The sequence below is a fragment of the Pseudomonas sp. TAE6080 genome (assembly GCF_018732265.1).
Taxonomy (GTDB): domain Bacteria; phylum Pseudomonadota; class Gammaproteobacteria; order Pseudomonadales; family Pseudomonadaceae; genus Aquipseudomonas; species Aquipseudomonas brenneri.
Genome location: NZ_JAHIDY010000002.1, coordinates 166,815 through 183,306, shown reverse-complemented (window position 1 = coordinate 183,306; position 16,492 = coordinate 166,815). Strand labels below are relative to the sequence as shown.

The window sequence follows — 16,492 nt, the reverse complement described above, 5'->3', positions numbered from 1 at the left end:
TCAATCTCTCATCAAGGCAGTGACGCGGGGTAGCCCGCCATGGGCGCCACCGTTGTAGTTGAGCAGGCGTGAAAGCTCGTCGGCGCTGCGCCGCACTTGGTTCAGCAGCTCTTCAAAATTGACGTGGCCGATCTGCGTGGTGGGGATGGTCACGCCGAGTGCGGCAACGATGCCGCCACTCTGGTCGCGTACCGGCGCGGCCACCGTGGAGATCGCCGACTCAAAAAAACCTTCGCCGCTGACAAAGCCGCGTTGGCGGTCGGCCTGGACCAGGTCGAACAGCTCCATCACGGTCTTTGGCGTGCAGTGGGAGTGCTGCTCCAGGTGCTCTTCGGGATACAACTCGCGCAGTTCGGCCAGCGACAGGTCCTCCAGGAGGATGCGCCCCAATACCGTGGCATGGGCCGGCAAACGAGTGCCGACGTTGACCGCGTTGGAGAACACCGAAGGTGGCGAGACCTTGGCTACGTACACGATGGAACGTCCGTCGCGCACCACCAGGTTGCTGGGGTAGTTCACCCGGTCGCACAACCGTGCCAGCAGCGGCTGGCCGAGCTCAGTCAGCTCCAGCGACGCGAGGTACTCGAAGCCCAGGCGCAACACCGACATGCCGAGGCGGTATTCGTTGCCGCTGCGGGTGACGAAGCCCATGGTTTCCAGGGTGGTCAGCAGGCGGAAGATGGTCGAGCGCGGCAGCGCCAGGCGGCGCGCCAGTTCCGGCGCGGTCAGGGTACGGTTGCGCCGGCTGAATTCGCAGAGCAGCAGCAAGCCGCGCTCCAGGCCCGGCACGATGTATTTGTCCTGGGCATCCTTCAGCAGATCTGAGTCATTCATAAGGTTCTACCTGTCAGGGATTGTTTGAGGGCGTAGGCCAGGCGACCGGCAACCACCAGTGGTTGTTCGATAGGGCTGGCATGGCCTGCGTCGGCGATCAGGTTGAAGCTGGCGCCCAGGGCCTTGGCCACGCCCAGGCAGGTGTCGGGCGTGGTGACGGCGTCGGCTTCGCCGCAATGCACCTCGCAGGGCATCGTCGGTTGGCCGTGGCGCAGCAGGTCGTCGCCGCACAACAACTCGATGGCCTGGCGATAACCCAGCGGGTTCAGGCGCGCCATGTTCCAGTGGACCCAGGCCAGTGCTTCGGGTTGGGCGCGCGGCGACAGCATGTGCGCACTGCGTTGTGCGGCCAGGCCGGCGATGCCCAGGCGTTGCAGGTTATCCAGGCGCTGTTGGCGGACCTGCTGGCGCTGCTGGCTACGTTCGGGCGCGCCATAGCCGCGAGCGGGGCTGATCAGCACCAGGCGGCTCACGCGTTTGGCCTGGGCACTGCGGGCCAATGCCAGGGCGGTCAGCGCCCCCAGGGAATGGCCGACCAGTACGCACTCATCCACCTGCAGCGCATCGAGCATCTGCGCCAGGCGGGCAGCGTATTGCTCGGCCTTGGGTACTTGCGACTCCAGGGGGCTGGAGTCGCCATAACCCGGCGCATCCCAGGCAATGACCCGAGCCTGGGCCGCCAGATGCTGTGCCACCTGCAGCCAGGACGCCGCGCCCGAGCCGATGCCGTGCAGCAACACCACCACAGGCCCCGTGCCGCATTCACGCAGGGCCTGCTGGCCACCTGCGGCGGCGACCAGGCGCTGGGGGAAGTCGCGCTGCAGTTGGGCTTGCAGATGGGCCGTCGGCGCGGCTTGAGTGAGTCCTGGCAACATGGGCTTACCCGCGCTTGATCGAGGCCAGAGGGTGCTCTGGCGGATAGGTCGGGGTGATCGGCTTTTTCGCGCCGAGCATCACGCACATCAGCGCGTCTTCGTCGCCGATATTGATCTCTTCGCGGTACACGCCAGGCGGCACGGAAATCACGTCGCGGTCGGTGAGGATGGTTTCGAAGCGTTCACCGTCCTTTTCCAGCACCACTTTGAGTTTGCCGCGCAGCACGAAGAACACTTCTTCTACGTCAATGTGCAGGTGTGGCGGGCCCTCGTGGCCGGCCGGGATGACCATGGTGGAAAAGGTGAAGTGCTCCGACGGGATGGTGTTCATGTCGGTGCTGATGCCGGTACCGCCGGTGCCGATGTAGCGCATTTGCGCGCGGCGGAACTTGGGGTCGTAGTCGGCCTGGAACTTCAGCGCGTCCCAGTCGTACTTGCGCGTCTCGTAGCGGGCGATACGGGTGCTCATCCAGCTTTCCAGGCTGGCGCCGGCAGGGCGGTCCCAGCTTTTGGGGGTGTCGTTTTGGGCAGATAGATCAGTCATGACAGTCTCCAGATCAAGGCATGACGAACCCGCCGTTGACCGGCAGGGTTTGTCCAGTGATAAAGCGGGCAAGGTCGGACAGCGCGAACAGCACGGCGCCGCTGACGTCTTCGGGCAATTGCGGGCGTTGCAGGGCCCGCTGGTCGTTGTACAAACGGTGGCGCGCCTCGGGCACGTAGGCGGTGGCTTCCACCAGCACCAGGCCGGGGGCGATGGCATTGACGGTGATGTTGTCGCTGCCCAGTTCCCGCGCCAGGCTGCGGGTCATGGCGATGATTGCGCCCTTGCTGGCGACATAGGCCAACAGGTTCGGCGCACCCCACAGCGGGGTGTCCGAGGCCAGGTTGACGATGGCGCCCTGACCGCTGTCGCGCAGGGCCGGCAGGCAGGCGGTGGTCATCAGCCAGGTGCCGCGCACGTTGACTTGCATCACCTGGTCCCAGGTGTCGATGCTCAGCGCTTCGCAGCCCTTGCCGCCGGAGTTGGTGATCGAGGCGTTGTTCACCAGGCCGTCGAGGCCGCCGAGCAGGCTGATCGTCGCGTCGATACAGGCCTGGATCGATGCGGGTTGCGCCAGGTCGACAGTCACGGCCTGGACGTCCAGGCCCAGCGCCCGTAATTCACCGGCGGCCTGCTGCACACGTTCGTGCAGCACATCGGCAATCACCACCCGCGCACCGGCCTGGCCGATGGCCTGGGCAAAGGCATAGCCCAGGCCACGGGCACCACCGGTGACCAGCACGCGGCGGCCTGCAAGCAAAAGGTCATGGCGGCTCATCATTGGGTGCTCAACATGGCTTTGGGCATGTAGTGCAGGACGCGTTTTTCCGCCCACACCACTGCGCCGTAGGCGATCACCCCGATCAGGGTCAGCGCCACAATGGCGACGAACACCCCAGCGGTATTGCCCTGGCCTTCGGCGTCCACCAGCAGGAAGCCCAGGCCCTGGTTGCCGCCGACCAGTTCACCGACGGTGACGCCGATCACCGCCAGGGTCGAGGCGATGCGCAGGCCGGAAAACAGCGCGGCCATGGCCGAGGGAAACTCCACCAGGCGGAAGATCTGCCAGCGGCTGGCATTCATGGTGCGTATCAGGTTGATCATGTCCGGATCGACGGTGCGAATCGCCGAGAGCACGTTGATCATCACCGGGAAGAACACGATCAGGATCGCGATCAGAATCTTCGGGTAGATGGTGTAGCCCAGCCACATCACGAACAGCGGGGCGAAGGCCACTTTCGGCGCGATCTGCAACGCCAGGATGTACGGCGACAACATGGCTTCGGCTGCCGGCGACAGGCCCAGCGATACGCCGATCATCACACCCAGCAGGGCGCCGAGGGCGAAGCCGACGACGATTTCAAACGCGGTGATCAGGGTGTGTTGCAGCAGGCCGCCCGCCTGCCACATCACCAGGCTTTCCTGGACCACGCGGCTGAGCTTGGGCATGACGAACTCGGGCATGCCGAGCAGGCCCGGGCCCCACTGCCAGAGCACCAGGAACAGGATCAGCAGCGCGACGCTACCGAGCACGGAGTTATTGCTTTTCATCGTGTGCGTACCTCAATGTCCCGGTGCTTCACTGTGCGGCGACCGGGCTGTCGACGAATTGGTTGGTGAAGAGCTCCTCAAGCGGGGTCTCGCGGGTGACGATGCCTTCGCTCACGTAGAACTGGCGGACCTTGTCCAGACGCTCTGGGTCGATGTGCCCGAGCACGCTCTGGTTGGCGTAGACGTGCTCGACATAGAGCTTGAAGATTTTCTCCAGTGAGTCTTCCTTGCCGGCGTAGGTGGGGACTGCCTTGGCAAAGGTCGCGGCAGCCGCACGCGGGTCCTGGATGATGTCGCGCATGCCTTGCAGGGTGGCCTGAACGACGCCGCGCACCACGTCGGGGTGATGTTTGATGGCGTCGTCGGAGGCGAGGATTGCCTGGGCCATGCTTTCGAAAATCTGCTCCTGGGGAATCAACTTGATCTGTGCGCCAGCTTCTTGTGCGGTGACCACCCAGTCCGGCACACCGGCCATGGCCTGGGCTTTGTTAGCCGTGAACAGTTGCCAGACCCCCGCAGGCCCTGCGGCCTGGATATTCACGTCGTTCTTGCCAAGGCCTGCCTTGCGCAACGACGCGAGCAGGGCGTAGTAGGTGGTGTCGGAGTAGGACATCACCGTCACGGTCTTACCCTTGAGGTCACTGACGCTGTTGATGTTGTCCCGAGCGTTGGTGGCGATCATCGTCACCCCGCCCGACCCCAGCACCGCCACGGCGCGAACCGGGATGCCATTGCCCCGCACCATGATCGGCGTATCGCCGATGGCTCCGCCAAGCAGAGCATTGCCGGCACCGATCTGCTTGGCCACATCCACACCGCCTTTGGCGGCAATAAACGTCAGGTTCAGGTCCTGGGCCGCGTAATAGCCCTTTTCCTTGGCGATGATCCATGGCGCAAAGGCCGGCAAGTTGGGTGGCGCCGGCAGCAGGTAGGTGACCTTGGTCGGCTGTGCCTGGGCGGCGCAGGCGATACCGAGGCCCAGGCTGAGGGCGCAAAGACGTTGAAACAGAGACTTGAGCATGGGAACTCCTGAATCGGTTGGGGGCCGCTAGGGCGGTGATCAGTGCAGTTCGGTGTCGGCGCCGACTTGCAGCAACTCCATCAGGCGGCCAACCAGCGGGCCGATTTCCGGCAGCTTGCGGCGTTCCAGGGGGTTGTCGCGAAACGGCAGGTCGATGCTGATCTCCTCGATGATCGTGCCGGGGCGCGCGCTCATGACCAGCAAGCGGTCGGACATGGCGATGCCTTCGATCAGGTCATGGGTGATGAACAGCGCGGTTTTCTTCTCGTCGAACAGCATCCGCGCCATGTCCTGTTGCAGGATCATCTTGGTCTGGGCATCGAGGGCCGAGAACGGCTCGTCGAGGAACAGCACCTGTGGGTCGATGGCCAGGGTGCGGGCCAAGGCGGCGCGCTGGCGCATGCCGCCCGAGAGCTGGAACGGGTAGTGATCGGCGTAGCCGTTGAGGTGGCAGCGGTCGAGCAGGTCCAGGGCCACCTTCTGCCGGGTGGCAGCGGGCACGCCCTGGATCTCCAGGCCCAGTTCCACGTTGCGGCGGATGCTGCGCCAGGGCATCAGCAGGTCTTTCTGCAACATGAACGCGACCTGCGGCACGGGCCCGGTGACCGGCTCGCCACCGACGAACACCTCGCCTTCGCTGGGCCGGTACAGGCCCGAGCCCATATTCAGGATGGTGCTTTTGCCACAACCGGATGGGCCGATGATCGACACCACTTCACCCCGGCGAATCTTGAAGTTCACCTCGCGAATGGCGAAGGGCGCGTCCGCTTTACCCTTGGCCGGGAAACATTTACCGACATTGCGAAATTCAATTTCAGTCGGCTCCAGCTCTTCCTTGAGAGCGGGGTTATTCCATTGGGGCGTCACGGCGTACATCTCTTTCACAGCCATCAGGTAGGTACTCTGGTCTGTTTTATAGGTGATACGTCGTTTAGTGCATGAACAATGCCAGGGGATTATTTCCTACAAGTTTTTAGTGGAAATCCTTTTGTATTAATGGGTTATGTGATTTTTTGTTAAAGTCATGCGTTTCATATATGAAACATTGGTTCTTATATGGCACGAAATTGCACACTGCTTGAGCGTGTAATGGGAAGTTGCAAGAAGTCGGTGCTTTATTGGGTAACGCGGGGAAGTTACGAAAGGGCTTAGTTGTTTTATAGATAAAACGCAGCTGTGCGTTTCTATATAGGTATTTGTAGGAGCGAGCTTGCTCGCGAAGAACGTTAACGATAACGCGGGCTTCCTGGATGAGCGCGGCGCTCTCAGGTTTTTCGCGAGCAAGCTCGCTCCTACAGGGCGCAGGCGTTAAAAAACAGGCAAAAAAAAGGGCCTGAAGAACAAGTCTTCAAGCCCTCAAAAGGGTGAGAGGTGTCTAGTCCCTCAACCTGGTGAGCGGTGCTACCTGCGTTCAGGCCTTCAAAGGCACCAGACGCGGGGCAATCATGTTTTCCGGGCGCAGGATGTCGTCGAGCATGGCGTCGTCGAGCAAGCCTTCTTCGCGCACCAGTTCCAGCACGCCGCGGCCGCTTTCAAGGGCGATACGCGCGATGCGGGTGGCGTTTTCATAACCGATGTACGGGTTCAGCGCGGTGACCAGGCCGATGGAGTGTTCCACCAGTTCGCGGCAGCGTGCTTCGTTGGCGGTGATGCCGACGATGCAGTGTTCGCGCAGCATGTCCATGGCGCGTTGCAGCAGGCGGATCGAGTCGAAGATCTTGAAGGCGATCAGCGGCTCCATCACGTTCAGCTGCAGTTGGCCGCCTTCGGCCGCCATGGTCAGGGCCAGGTCGTTACCGATGACCTGGAACGCGACCTGGTTCACGGCTTCCGGGATCACCGGGTTGACCTTGCCGGGCATGATCGAGCTGCCTGGCTGACGCGCTGGCAGGTTGATTTCGTTGATCCCGGTACGCGGGCCGCTGGACAGCAGGCGCAGGTCGTTGCAGATCTTCGACAGCTTCACCGCAGTACGCTTGAGCATGCCGGAGAACAGCACAAAGGCGCCCATGTCGGAGGTGGCTTCGATCAGGTCGGCGGCTGGCACCAGCGGCTGGCCGCTGATGGTGGCCAGGCGTTGTACGGCCAGGGCCTGGTAGCGCGGGTCGGCGTTGATGCCGGTACCGATGGCGGTGCCGCCCAGGTTGACTTCGGTCAACAGCTCCGGAGCCAGGGTCTTCAGGCGCGCCAGGTCTTCACCCAGGGTGGTGGCGAAGGCGCGGAATTCCTGGCCGAGGGTCATCGGCACGGCGTCTTGCAGTTGGGTGCGGCCCATTTTCAGGACGTGGCCGAACTCGACACCTTTGGCGGCGAACGCCTGGATCAGGCTGTCGAGGCTGGCCAGCAGCGCGTCATGGCCCAACAGCAGACCCAGGCGGATCGCGGTCGGGTAGGCGTCGTTGGTCGACTGAGCCATGTTCACGTCGTTGTTGGGGTGCAGGTACTGGTATTCGCCCTTCTGGTGGCCCATGGCCTCCAGCGCGATGTTGGCGATGACTTCGTTGGCATTCATGTTGGTTGAAGTGCCAGCGCCGCCTTGAATCATGTCCACCACGAACTCTTCGTGGAAGTCGCCGCGGATCAGGCGGGCGCAGGCTTCGCTGATGGCAGCGTGCTTGGCTTCGCTGAGCTGGCCCAACTCGCGGTTGGCGTCAGCGGCGGCTTGCTTGACCATTGCCAGACCGACCACCAATTTCGGGTAATGCGAAATCGGAACGCCGGAGAGACGGAAGTTATTCACGGCTCGCAGGGTCTGGATGCCGTAATACGCTTGGGCAGGTACTTCGAGTACGCCAAGCAGGTCTTTTTCTGTACGGAATGATGCAGCGGAGGACATGACGGAAATCATCTCGATATGGACCCGGAACAGGCCGGAACGCTGCGAATGCTAGGCTTGCAGAAGTTTTTGGGCCAATGCTGTTAAGCACTGGCCTATGCACAAACGGCATAATGTTGATGTGACCCGGTTATCATGGCGGGCGTGTGTGCCAAAATGGTGCATGCCCTGGAGAATCAGATGAACCTTGAAAGCAAATGGCTGGAAGACTTTAGCGCCCTGGCTGCCACGCGCAGCTTCTCCCAGGCTGCCGAGCGGCGCTTTGTCACCCAGCCGGCCTTCAGCCGACGTATCCGCAGCCTGGAGGCCGCGTTGGGGCTGACCCTGGTCAACCGCTCGCGCACGCCCGTCGAACTGACGGCGGCGGGGCAATTGTTTTTGGTCACAGCGCGCACGGTGGTCGAACAACTGGGCGAAGTGCTGCGCCATTTGCATCACCTTGAAGGTGGGCAGGGCGAAGTCATGCAAGTGGCTGCCGCGCACTCCCTGGCATTGGGCTTTTTCCCACGCTGGATCGCGCAATTGCGCAATGAAGGGCTGAACATCGCCACGCGGCTGGTGGCCACCAACGTCGGCGACGCCGTGCATGCGCTGCGTGAAGGCGGTTGTGACCTGATGCTGGCGTTCTACGATCCGGATGCCGCGATGCAGATGGACCCGGACATTTTCCCCTCGTTGCACCTGGGCAATACAGAAATGCTCCCGGTCTGCGCCGCCGATGCCGATGGCAAGCCGTTGTTCGACCTGGAGGGCGAGGGCAGCGTGCCACTGCTGGCCTACAGCGCCGGTGCGTTCCTCGGGCGGTCGGTGAACCTGTTGCTGCGCCAGCGCGCGCTACGCTTTACCACGGTGTACGAAACCGCGATGGCCGACAGCCTGAAAAGCATGGCCCTGGAAGGATTGGGAATTGCCTGGGTGCCACAGTTGAGCGTGCGCGCCGAACTCGCGCGCGGCGAGCTGGTGGTGTGCGGCGGGGCGCAGTGGCATGTGCCGCTGGAGATTCGGCTGTATCGTTGCGCGTTGGTGCGCAAGGCGAATGTGCGGTTGTTGTGGCGCAAGCTGGAAGGCGGCGCGGCGCAGTCCCCGGCGGCTGAGCGCGGTTAAATGTGGGAGCTGGCTTGCCTGCGATAGCGGTGTATCAGCTGACATTTCAGGCACTGACCCTCCGCCATCGCAGGCAAGCCAGCTCCCACAGTATTTTGTGGTGTTTTCGCTGACCTGGAAGTCAATAAAATCGCAGGTTTAACGCGTAAGACAGATGGTCATCCAAGGGGCTGTTTATCTGCATTATTACGGTATACTGCGCGGCCTTCGGCCGGTCCAACCGGCCTTAATTCGTACAACAAGCCACGCCGGATTTCCCGCGTGGCTTGTTGTTTTTTGACGCGCCTGCGGGCGCCCAGAGAGAAGAGGCACGACGATGAGTGCATTGGTTGGCGTGATCATGGGCTCCAAGTCCGATTGGTCCACCCTTAGCCACACCGCCGATATGCTGGAAAAACTCGGCATTGCGTTCGAAGTGAAGGTGGTCTCTGCCCACCGCACGCCGGACTTGCTGTTCCAGTATGCCGATGAAGCAGAATCCCGTGGCATCGAGGTGATCATCGCCGGTGCCGGTGGCGCAGCCCACCTGCCGGGCATGTGTGCGGCCAAGACCCACTTGCCGGTACTCGGCGTGCCGGTGCAGTCGTCGATGCTCTCGGGCGTGGATTCGCTGTTGTCCATCGTGCAGATGCCTGCCGGCATCCCGGTGGCCACCCTGGCGATCGGCAAGGCTGGCGCGATCAACGCGGCGTTGCTGGCCGCCAGTATCCTGGGCGCCAAGCACCCGCAGTTCCACGCGGCACTGAAGAAGTTCCGCGCGGAACAGACTGACAGTGTCCTGGACAATCCAGACCCACGCATCGCCTGAGGTTGATTGATGAAAATCGGTGTAATCGGTGGCGGCCAACTGGGCCGCATGCTGGCTTTGGCGGGTACTCCGCTGGGGATGAACTTCGCGTTTCTCGATCCGGCGCCGGACGCCTGTGCGGCGGCCCTGGGTGAACACCTGCGGGCGGACTACAGCGACCCGGACCACTTGCGCCAACTGGCCGATGAAGTCGACCTGGTGACCTTCGAGTTCGAAAGCGTCCCGGCCGAAACCGTGGCTTTTTTGTCACAATTCGTGCCGGTGTACCCGAGCGCCGAAGCCTTGCGCATCGCTCGCGACCGCTGGTTCGAAAAAAGCATGTTCAAGGACCTGGGCATTCCGACCCCGGCCTTCGCCGACATCCAGTCCCAGGCGGACCTGGACGCGGCCGTCGCCAGCATCGGCCTGCCGGCCGTGCTGAAAACCCGCACCCTGGGTTATGACGGCAAGGGCCAGAAAGTCCTGCGCACCGACGCCGATGTGGTCGGTACTTTCGCCGAACTGGGCAGCGTCGCCTGCCTGCTGGAAGGCTTCGTGCCGTTCACCGGCGAAGTCTCGCTGGTGGCCGTGCGGGCCCGTGATGGCGAAACCCGTTTCTACCCGTTGGTGCACAACACCCACGACAGCGGCATCCTCAAGCTGTCCGTGGCCAGTACCGACCACCCGTTGCAGGCGCTGGCCGAAGACTATTCCAGCCGCGTGTTGAAGCAACTGGATTATGTCGGGGTGATGGCGTTCGAGTTCTTTGAAGTCGACGGTGGCCTCAAGGCCAACGAAATCGCCCCGCGCGTACACAACTCCGGGCACTGGACCACCGAAGGCGCCGAATGCAGCCAGTTTGAAAACCACCTGCGAGCGGTAGCGGGCTTGCCATTGGGTTCCACGGCCAAGGTCGGCGAGAGCGCGATGCTCAACTTCATTGGCGTCGTGCCGCCGGTGGAGCAGGTCATTGCGATTGATGACTGCCACCTGCATCACTACGGCAAGGCTTTCAAGGTCGGGCGCAAGGTCGGCCACGCCAACCTGCGTTGCAAGGATCGCGCGACCCTCGACGCGCAGATTGCCAAGGTCCAGGCGCTGATCGCCGCACAATAACCCTGGTGGCGGCGGGAACCATTGGTTGCCGCCATCCTCTGATGGCAGGATGCCAAAGTCTGACTAGGCTTCAGCTCACTTTCATTCAGAGGGAAATGCCATGGGTATCATTGGAACCATCTTTATCGGTTTGATCGTCGGCCTGCTGGCGCGTTTCCTGAAACCAGGCGACGACAGCATGGGCTGGATCATGACCATCCTGCTGGGTATCGCCGGCTCTCTGGCGGCCACCTATGGCGGCCAGGCACTGGGGATCTACCAGGCAGGCCAAGGCGCAGGCTTCATTGGCGCGCTGGTTGGTGCCATCGTGTTGCTGGTGATCTACGGTCTGCTGAAAAAGAAATGATTTAGCGTCAAGCCCTCTGCGCTGCGCAGGCGCAGAGGGCTAGAATGCCGACACTTGTTTATTGGTCGAGCCACTCCATGCGCCGTCTTCTGTTGACTGTCCTTTTGCTGGGTTCAAGCCTGACCCACGCCGCTGAGCTGGCGGAAACCGACTGGCTGGAACTGATGCCCAAGTCGGACCAGAAAGCCCTCGAACAAATGCCTGATATCGACCACAACTCCCCGGAAGCCCTGGGCACCTTTACCGAAAAGGGTGGCCTGAAGCAGAGCAAGGGGTTGCCGGCGGTAATGTATTCAACCAAGACCGTGGCCGCCATGAATGGCAAGCACATCCGCCTGGGTGGCTACCCGGTGCCGCTGGAAACCGATGCCAAGGGGCGCAGCACCCTGTTCTTCCTGGTGCCTTACCCGGGCGCCTGCATCCACGTGCCACCGCCGCCGCCCAACCAGTTGGTGCTGGTGCGCTATCCCAAGGGCTTGAAGCTGGACGATATCTATACACCGCTGTGGGTGACGGGCACGCTGAAGGTGGAGACGGTCAACAACGACCTGGCGGATGCGGCGTATGCGCTGGATGCGGGGGTGGTGCGGGTGGTGCAGGAGTCAGACCTGTAACCAGCACCACAAATCTCCCTACAGGGGCAGGCTGGCGATGCTCACGCCCATGGTGTGGCTCGCGCCAGGTGCCAGCACCACTACATCGTCCAGCACATTGGCCGTCTCGATGCACAGCATGCCCTGCCAGCCATCGTCGGCCATATCGTCGAACGCCTTGGCGCGTTCAGTCCAGGGGTTCCAGATCACCGTCGATTTCGATCCTTCGCTGGTGAGCTGGATACGGCGCTGCCAGTCTTTATCAACGATGTTCAATTGTGCCGGGGTGTCGAGGTAGATGCGGTCGGTCTCGGCGCTGAAATGCAGCGCTCCAGACTGTTGTTTGGTCTGCCAGCCGTCGGCGGTATCGATGTAGTCCAGCCCGTCCAGGCCTTCGACCTGCACAGTGCGCACATCGCTGACGGCGAAGTAGCTGTGCAGCGCCTGGCTGATGGTCACGGTATCGCTGCCACGGTTGTGGCTGCTCAGGCGGATCTGCAGTTGATCATCCAGCAGGATGCTCATTTTCAGGTCGACCTGGTGTGGCCAGCCCGGGAAACCGCCTGCCGGCGCCGGTAGTACCAGCTCAACCCGGTTGTCTTCGACGCCGGCCAAGGTCCAGAGGGCGGTGCGCGCAAAACCATGGGCACCCGCTGGCTGATCACTCTGGCGCATCGCTTTCACGCTCTGCGGGTTGCGGTCGAACACGCCAAACCATGGCCAGCACACCGGCACGCCGGTGCGGATGCCTTTGCCTTGCTTGAGCACCGCCTGGTCGTTGGGCCAGATCACCGGTTTTGCATCGGCCGGCTGGTAACTGAAGACGTGCGCACCCTGTTGGGCCACCAGCACTTGGGCGCCGTTGTGGCGGATGCGCCAGCAGTCCAGCTCATCCATTTTCACGGTTTCAACGTGGGGCGTAGGCATACAAGGCTCTCTCAATCACAGGCAATGGGGCAATGGACCGTCAAACCGCCGCGAGGTTTAACGCGCCCGCGATGGAACCGACCGGGTGCGACCGCTGCCATCAATGGCAACGAATACAAACACCGCTTCGGTGACTTTGCGCCATTCGCTGGACAGCGGGTCATCGCTCCACACTTCGACCATCATCTGGATCGAGCTGCGGCCGATTTCCAGGGCCTGGGTGTAGAAGGACAACTGCGCGCCCACCGCCACCGGCACCAGGAACGCCATGCGATCGATCGCCACGGTAGCCACGCGGCCACCCGCGACCTTGCTGGCCATTGCCGTGCCGGCCAGGTCCATCTGTGCAACCAGCCAGCCGCCGAAAATATCGCCGAAACCGTTGGTTTCACGGGGGAGTGCGGTGATTTGCAGGGCGAGATCGCCTTGCGGGATAGGATCTTCTTGTTCGAGTTCGATCATGCCGGGGGTGCCTCTGACCCGTGACTCTTGGACTATGTAATCGGTGAATAGCCGTCTTGGAAAAACGATTCAGCCCCGAACATACTACGTTCGTCACGTTTTTCGAAAGGCGCCTTGAGGGAAACTCTGCGAAATCGGCTGGCCGGTACCAACGACGCTTTCGCGCAACTTCCACAGATAAGCAGGTGCAAGCTGGGCAGTATATCGGTCGATAGCCTGTACGACGACTGTCGGTTCCTGATTTTGTACATCTATCTACATGGCTTAACAGGCGTCAAGAAAATGGCCAAAACAGTCATGCAACTTGAGGGGTTTGACCATTGTTTCTTTTTAACGCTGGCCGCCAGTATTTGCAGGCGTTTTCGGTCCCCGACAATAATTCGAAGAGGGAACAGGCGGGCCTCGCAAGGGGGGTGACTTTGCGAGTCGGCGCTAACCGCGGTGCAGGTGTTTAGACTGTGCTTTTCCAGGCAATTTGTTATCTTGCCGGACCTGCCTGGCGCAAACCCACGCTGTTGCGGATTCCTGATCTGACCTAATAAGAGAAGCCTTGCCATGACCACAGTGCCTTCAAGCATTGCGCCGCCCGCACGACCGCTGAACCGCAACGATTACAAGACCCTGTCGCTGTCTGCCCTGGGCGGGGCGCTGGAGTTCTACGACTTCATCATTTTTGTGTTCTTCGCCACGGTGGTCGGGAAGCTGTTCTTCCCCGCCGACATGCCTGAATGGCTGCGCATGATGCAGACCTTCGGCATCTTCGCTGCCGGCTACCTGGCACGGCCGCTGGGCGGGATCATCATGGCGCACTTCGGTGACCTGCTGGGCCGCAAGAAGATGTTCACCCTGAGCATCTTCATGATGGCCGTACCGACCCTGATCATGGGCCTGCTGCCAACCTACGCGCAGATCGGCCTGTGGGCGCCGATCCTGTTGCTGCTGATGCGCGTGATCCAGGGCGCAGCGATTGGTGGCGAGGTGCCAGGCGCGTGGGTCTTTGTTTCCGAACACGTACCGCCACGCCATATCGGCTACGCCTGCGGCACCCTGACCAGCGGCCTGACCGGCGGGATTTTGTTGGGTTCGCTGGTCGCCACCGCGATCAATACGGCCTATACCCCGGAGCAGGTCTCCGATTACGCCTGGCGGATCCCGTTCCTGCTGGGCGGTGTATTCGGCCTGTTTTCGGTGTACCTGCGCCGCTGGCTGCACGAAACGCCGATCTTCGCCGAGATGCAGCAGCGCAAGACCCTGGCGGCCGAGTTGCCGTTGCGTGCGGTATTGCGCGACCACCGTGGCGCCATCGTGCTGTCGATGTTGCTGACGTGGCTGCTGTCGGCCGGCATCGTCGTCGTCATCCTGATGACCCCGACGGTGCTGCAGACCATCTACCACTTCAGCCCGACGGTGTCGTTGCAGGCCAACAGCCTGGCGATCGTCACCTTGAGCCTGGGCTGTATCGCTTCCGGCGCGCTGGCTGATCGTTTTGGTGCGGGCCGAGTGCTGGTCGCCGGTTGCGCGTTGCTGCTCGCGACCTCGTGGACGCTGTATCACAGCCTGCTGGATCACCCGGACTGGCTGTTCCCGCTGTACGCCTTGACCGGTTTGTTTGTCGGCACCATCGGCGTGGTGCCCTACGTGATGGTCAAGGCCTTCCCGCCAGTGGTGCGCTTCAGCGGCCTGTCGTTCTCCTACAACGTGGCCTACGCCGTGTTCGGTGGCCTGACGCCGTTGGTGGTGTCGCTACTGATGAAAGAAAGCCCGATGGGCCCGTCTTACTACGTTGCCATCCTTTGTGTGATGGGGATGGTGGTGGGCGGGTACCTGTGGAAACGCGGGCGCTGAGTTCCCTGTAGGAGCCGGCAAGCCGGCTCCTACAAGATTTTGTAGGCAATCAACGTTTACAGGGTGTTTCTGAATTACCGCAATCCCGCGCTCCACCCCCGCATTTACTCAGCCTCTCCCCGCGCCTGCCGGTTCTTCCAATACTGGCCTTTCATCTAATTGTCATATTCCAGACATAGAGTGTTCACACGGCCTACCGATACTTGGCCCCGATCCAACTATCCCTATCTGCTAGGAGTAAGGCATGAAACTGAAGCGTTTGATGGCGGCAATGACTTTTGTCGCTGCTGGCGTTGCGACTGCCCACGCGGTGGCCGCTGGTGTTGACCCGGCAATTGCGGCCTATACCAAAACCACTGGTGTATCGGGCAACTTGTCCAGCGTCGGTTCCGATACCCTGGCCAACCTGATGACCTTGTGGGCCGAGAACTACAAGAAAGAATACCCGAACGTAAACATCCAGATTCAAGCCGCCGGTTCCTCCACCGCGCCGCCTGCACTCACCGAAGGCACCGCCAACCTGGGCCCGATGAGCCGCAAGATGAAGGACAACGAACTGCAGGCTTTCGAGCAGAAGTACGGCTACAAGCCGACTGCAATCCCGGTGGCCGTGGACGCCCTGGCGGTGTTCGTACACAAAGACAACCCGATCAAGCACCTGACCATGGCCCAGGTCGACGCAGTGTTCTCGTCGACTCGCCTGTGCGGCGCCAAGGCTGATGCCAAGACCTGGGGCGACCTGGGTGTGACCGGTGACCTGGCCAACAAGCCAGTGCAACTGTTCGGTCGTAACTCGGTGTCCGGCACCTACGGCTACTTCAAGGAAGAAGCCCTGTGCAAAGGTGACTTCAAGCCAAACGTCAACGAACAACCAGGCTCGGCTTCGGTCGTGCAGTCGATCAGCTCTTCGCTCAACGGCATTGGTTACTCGGGCATCGGCTACAAGACCGCCAGCGTGAAAACCGTGGCCCTGGCCAAGAAAGAAGGCGGCGAGTTCGTCGAAGACACCGAAGAGAACGCCCTGAACGGCAAGTACCCGCTGTCGCGCTTCCTCTACGTGTACATCAACAAAGCCCCGAACAAGCCTCTGGCCCCGCTGGAAGCCGAGTTCGTGAAACTGGTTCTGTCCAAGCAGGGCCAGGAAGTTGTAGTCAAGGACGGCTACATCCCACTGCCAGCCAAAGTTGTCGCAAAGGCACTGGCTGACCTGGGTTTGAAAGAAGGTAAATAAGCTACGGGGCCGGGTAAAACCGGCCTTTTCTGTAGGAGCGAGCTTGTTCGCGAAAAGCGTTAACGATAACGCGCCGTATCTGAGTCAACGCGGTGCCTTGACGTTTTTCGCGAGCAAGCTCGCTCCTACAGAAACTCCTAATTCTTCGGTCCGCTGCCAGCCCTGCTATGCGGCGGATTTCTTGCGTCACTGCATTGTCATCTTTCTGTCATACAGGATCGCTAGGGTGTGCGCATGAATGATCTGGCCAATTCCACCATGACGACGACTTCTCCCCCCAAGCGCATTGATTTCAATACGCCTGAGCTGCAACGCAAGCGCCGCATCCGCGCGCTCAAGGATCGCCTGACCCGCTGGTACGTGCTGATCGGCGGCCTCGCCGTTCTCGGCGCTATCACGCTGATTTTCTTCTTCCTGGCC

General features: G+C 61.6%; 17 protein-coding genes and 1 pseudogene. 8 read left to right on the top strand and 10 right to left on the bottom strand.

Annotated elements, in window-relative coordinates:
• From KL786_RS03255 to KL786_RS03225, 7 genes are read right to left on the bottom strand one after another with little or no spacing between them, the layout of a single operon-like run.
• Positions 1-834, bottom strand: a complete 834-nt coding sequence (locus KL786_RS03255; protein ID WP_215516715.1) for an IclR family transcriptional regulator — start codon at positions 832-834, stop codon at positions 1-3.
• The gene (locus KL786_RS03250) at positions 831-1,709 is read right to left on the bottom strand and encodes an alpha/beta fold hydrolase (protein ID WP_215516714.1); all 879 of its coding nucleotides are present in this window, start codon (positions 1,707-1,709) and stop codon (positions 831-833) included. Before KL786_RS03250 ends, KL786_RS03255 begins: the two co-directional genes overlap by 4 nt.
• A gap of 4 nt (positions 1,710-1,713) precedes the next feature.
• A complete protein-coding gene (locus tag KL786_RS03245) occupies positions 1,714-2,253 on the bottom strand; it encodes a cupin domain-containing protein (protein ID WP_029289969.1) in 540 nt (179 codons plus the stop codon).
• Between the two features lie 13 nt (positions 2,254-2,266).
• Positions 2,267-3,031, bottom strand: coding sequence for an SDR family oxidoreductase (locus KL786_RS03240; RefSeq protein WP_215516713.1), 765 nt, complete (start codon positions 3,029-3,031; stop codon positions 2,267-2,269).
• On the bottom strand, positions 3,031-3,804 hold the full coding sequence (locus KL786_RS03235; RefSeq protein WP_215516712.1) for an ABC transporter permease: 774 nt from the start codon (positions 3,802-3,804) through the stop codon (positions 3,031-3,033). The genes KL786_RS03240 and KL786_RS03235 overlap by 1 nt, the downstream gene beginning before the upstream one ends.
• A 28-nt stretch (positions 3,805-3,832) precedes the next feature.
• The gene (locus KL786_RS03230; protein ID WP_215516711.1) at positions 3,833-4,825 is read right to left on the bottom strand and encodes an ABC transporter substrate-binding protein; all 993 of its coding nucleotides are present in this window, start codon (positions 4,823-4,825) and stop codon (positions 3,833-3,835) included.
• Between the two features lie 39 nt (positions 4,826-4,864).
• On the bottom strand, positions 4,865-5,701 hold the full coding sequence (locus tag KL786_RS03225; protein WP_050492657.1) for an ABC transporter ATP-binding protein: 837 nt from the start codon (positions 5,699-5,701) through the stop codon (positions 4,865-4,867).
• 334 nt (positions 5,702-6,035) lie between these two features.
• Between KL786_RS03225 and KL786_RS30025 the strand changes: the two are divergent.
• Positions 6,036-6,122 (top strand): annotated as a pseudogene (locus KL786_RS30025) (outer membrane lipoprotein carrier protein LolA); the annotation flags it as partial.
• 114 nt (positions 6,123-6,236) lie between these two features.
• Here KL786_RS30025 and aspA read toward each other — a convergent pair.
• Complete coding sequence (gene aspA / locus KL786_RS03220) at positions 6,237-7,661, bottom strand: aspartate ammonia-lyase (protein ID WP_017739004.1); 1,425 nt, start codon at positions 7,659-7,661, stop codon at positions 6,237-6,239.
• A gap of 180 nt (positions 7,662-7,841) precedes the next feature.
• Here aspA and KL786_RS03215 point away from each other — a divergent pair, with 180 nt between their 5' ends.
• From KL786_RS03215 to KL786_RS03195, 5 genes are all read left to right on the top strand, one after another.
• Positions 7,842-8,765, top strand: a complete 924-nt coding sequence (locus KL786_RS03215; RefSeq protein WP_215516710.1) for a LysR substrate-binding domain-containing protein — start codon at positions 7,842-7,844, stop codon at positions 8,763-8,765.
• 316 nt (positions 8,766-9,081) lie between these two features.
• On the top strand, positions 9,082-9,573 hold the full coding sequence (purE, locus tag KL786_RS03210) for a 5-(carboxyamino)imidazole ribonucleotide mutase (RefSeq protein WP_029289954.1): 492 nt from the start codon (positions 9,082-9,084) through the stop codon (positions 9,571-9,573).
• A gap of 9 nt (positions 9,574-9,582) precedes the next feature.
• Positions 9,583-10,668 carry a 5-(carboxyamino)imidazole ribonucleotide synthase gene (locus KL786_RS03205; protein WP_032856724.1) on the top strand — a complete coding sequence of 362 codons (1,086 nt, stop codon included), beginning with the start codon at positions 9,583-9,585 and terminating at the stop codon, positions 10,666-10,668.
• A gap of 100 nt (positions 10,669-10,768) precedes the next feature.
• Positions 10,769-11,014 (top strand): GlsB/YeaQ/YmgE family stress response membrane protein, encoded by a 246-nt coding sequence (locus KL786_RS03200; protein WP_029289950.1) that lies wholly within the window; start codon positions 10,769-10,771, stop codon positions 11,012-11,014.
• A gap of 77 nt (positions 11,015-11,091) precedes the next feature.
• Positions 11,092-11,628: a DUF3299 domain-containing protein gene (locus KL786_RS03195; protein ID WP_215516709.1), complete on the top strand. Its 537-nt coding sequence runs from the start codon at positions 11,092-11,094 to the stop codon at positions 11,626-11,628.
• An 18-nt stretch (positions 11,629-11,646) separates the two neighbouring features.
• Here KL786_RS03195 and KL786_RS03190 read toward each other — a convergent pair whose 3' ends face one another.
• Together KL786_RS03190 and KL786_RS03185 are read right to left on the bottom strand one after the other, a co-directional pair.
• Positions 11,647-12,534, bottom strand: a complete 888-nt coding sequence (locus KL786_RS03190; protein WP_215516708.1) for a D-hexose-6-phosphate mutarotase — start codon at positions 12,532-12,534, stop codon at positions 11,647-11,649.
• A 57-nt stretch (positions 12,535-12,591) separates the two neighbouring features.
• Positions 12,592-12,996 carry an acyl-CoA thioesterase gene (locus KL786_RS03185; protein WP_003176975.1) on the bottom strand — a complete coding sequence of 135 codons (405 nt, stop codon included), beginning with the start codon at positions 12,994-12,996 and terminating at the stop codon, positions 12,592-12,594.
• A 564-nt stretch (positions 12,997-13,560) separates the two neighbouring features.
• Here KL786_RS03185 and KL786_RS03180 point away from each other — a divergent pair.
• Positions 13,561-14,841, top strand: a complete 1,281-nt coding sequence (locus KL786_RS03180) for an MFS transporter (RefSeq protein WP_175403868.1) — start codon at positions 13,561-13,563, stop codon at positions 14,839-14,841.
• A 244-nt stretch (positions 14,842-15,085) separates the two neighbouring features.
• Complete coding sequence (locus KL786_RS03175) at positions 15,086-16,072, top strand: phosphate ABC transporter substrate-binding protein PstS (RefSeq protein WP_032856729.1); 987 nt, start codon at positions 15,086-15,088, stop codon at positions 16,070-16,072.
• Positions 16,073-16,492 lie beyond the last annotated feature (420 nt).

Coding starts and splice junctions, on each gene's coding strand:
- KL786_RS03255 (WP_215516715.1), bottom strand. CDS start 834: ATGAATGACTCAGATCTGCTGAAGGATGCCCAGGACAAATACATCGTG.
- KL786_RS03250 (WP_215516714.1), bottom strand. CDS start 1,709: ATGTTGCCAGGACTCACTCAAGCCGCGCCGACGGCCCATCTGCAAGCC.
- KL786_RS03245 (WP_029289969.1), bottom strand. CDS start 2,253: ATGACTGATCTATCTGCCCAAAACGACACCCCCAAAAGCTGGGACCGC.
- KL786_RS03240 (WP_215516713.1), bottom strand. CDS start 3,031: ATGAGCCGCCATGACCTTTTGCTTGCAGGCCGCCGCGTGCTGGTCACC.
- KL786_RS03235 (WP_215516712.1), bottom strand. CDS start 3,804: ATGAAAAGCAATAACTCCGTGCTCGGTAGCGTCGCGCTGCTGATCCTG.
- KL786_RS03230 (WP_215516711.1), bottom strand. CDS start 4,825: ATGCTCAAGTCTCTGTTTCAACGTCTTTGCGCCCTCAGCCTGGGCCTC.
- KL786_RS03225 (WP_050492657.1), bottom strand. CDS start 5,701: ATGTACGCCGTGACGCCCCAATGGAATAACCCCGCTCTCAAGGAAGAG.
- aspA (WP_017739004.1), bottom strand. CDS start 7,661: ATGTCCTCCGCTGCATCATTCCGTACAGAAAAAGACCTGCTTGGCGTA.
- KL786_RS03215 (WP_215516710.1), top strand. CDS start 7,842: ATGAACCTTGAAAGCAAATGGCTGGAAGACTTTAGCGCCCTGGCTGCC.
- purE (WP_029289954.1), top strand. CDS start 9,082: ATGAGTGCATTGGTTGGCGTGATCATGGGCTCCAAGTCCGATTGGTCC.
- KL786_RS03205 (WP_032856724.1), top strand. CDS start 9,583: ATGAAAATCGGTGTAATCGGTGGCGGCCAACTGGGCCGCATGCTGGCT.
- KL786_RS03200 (WP_029289950.1), top strand. CDS start 10,769: ATGGGTATCATTGGAACCATCTTTATCGGTTTGATCGTCGGCCTGCTG.
- KL786_RS03195 (WP_215516709.1), top strand. CDS start 11,092: ATGCGCCGTCTTCTGTTGACTGTCCTTTTGCTGGGTTCAAGCCTGACC.
- KL786_RS03190 (WP_215516708.1), bottom strand. CDS start 12,534: ATGCCTACGCCCCACGTTGAAACCGTGAAAATGGATGAGCTGGACTGC.
- KL786_RS03185 (WP_003176975.1), bottom strand. CDS start 12,996: ATGATCGAACTCGAACAAGAAGATCCTATCCCGCAAGGCGATCTCGCC.
- KL786_RS03175 (WP_032856729.1), top strand. CDS start 15,086: ATGAAACTGAAGCGTTTGATGGCGGCAATGACTTTTGTCGCTGCTGGC.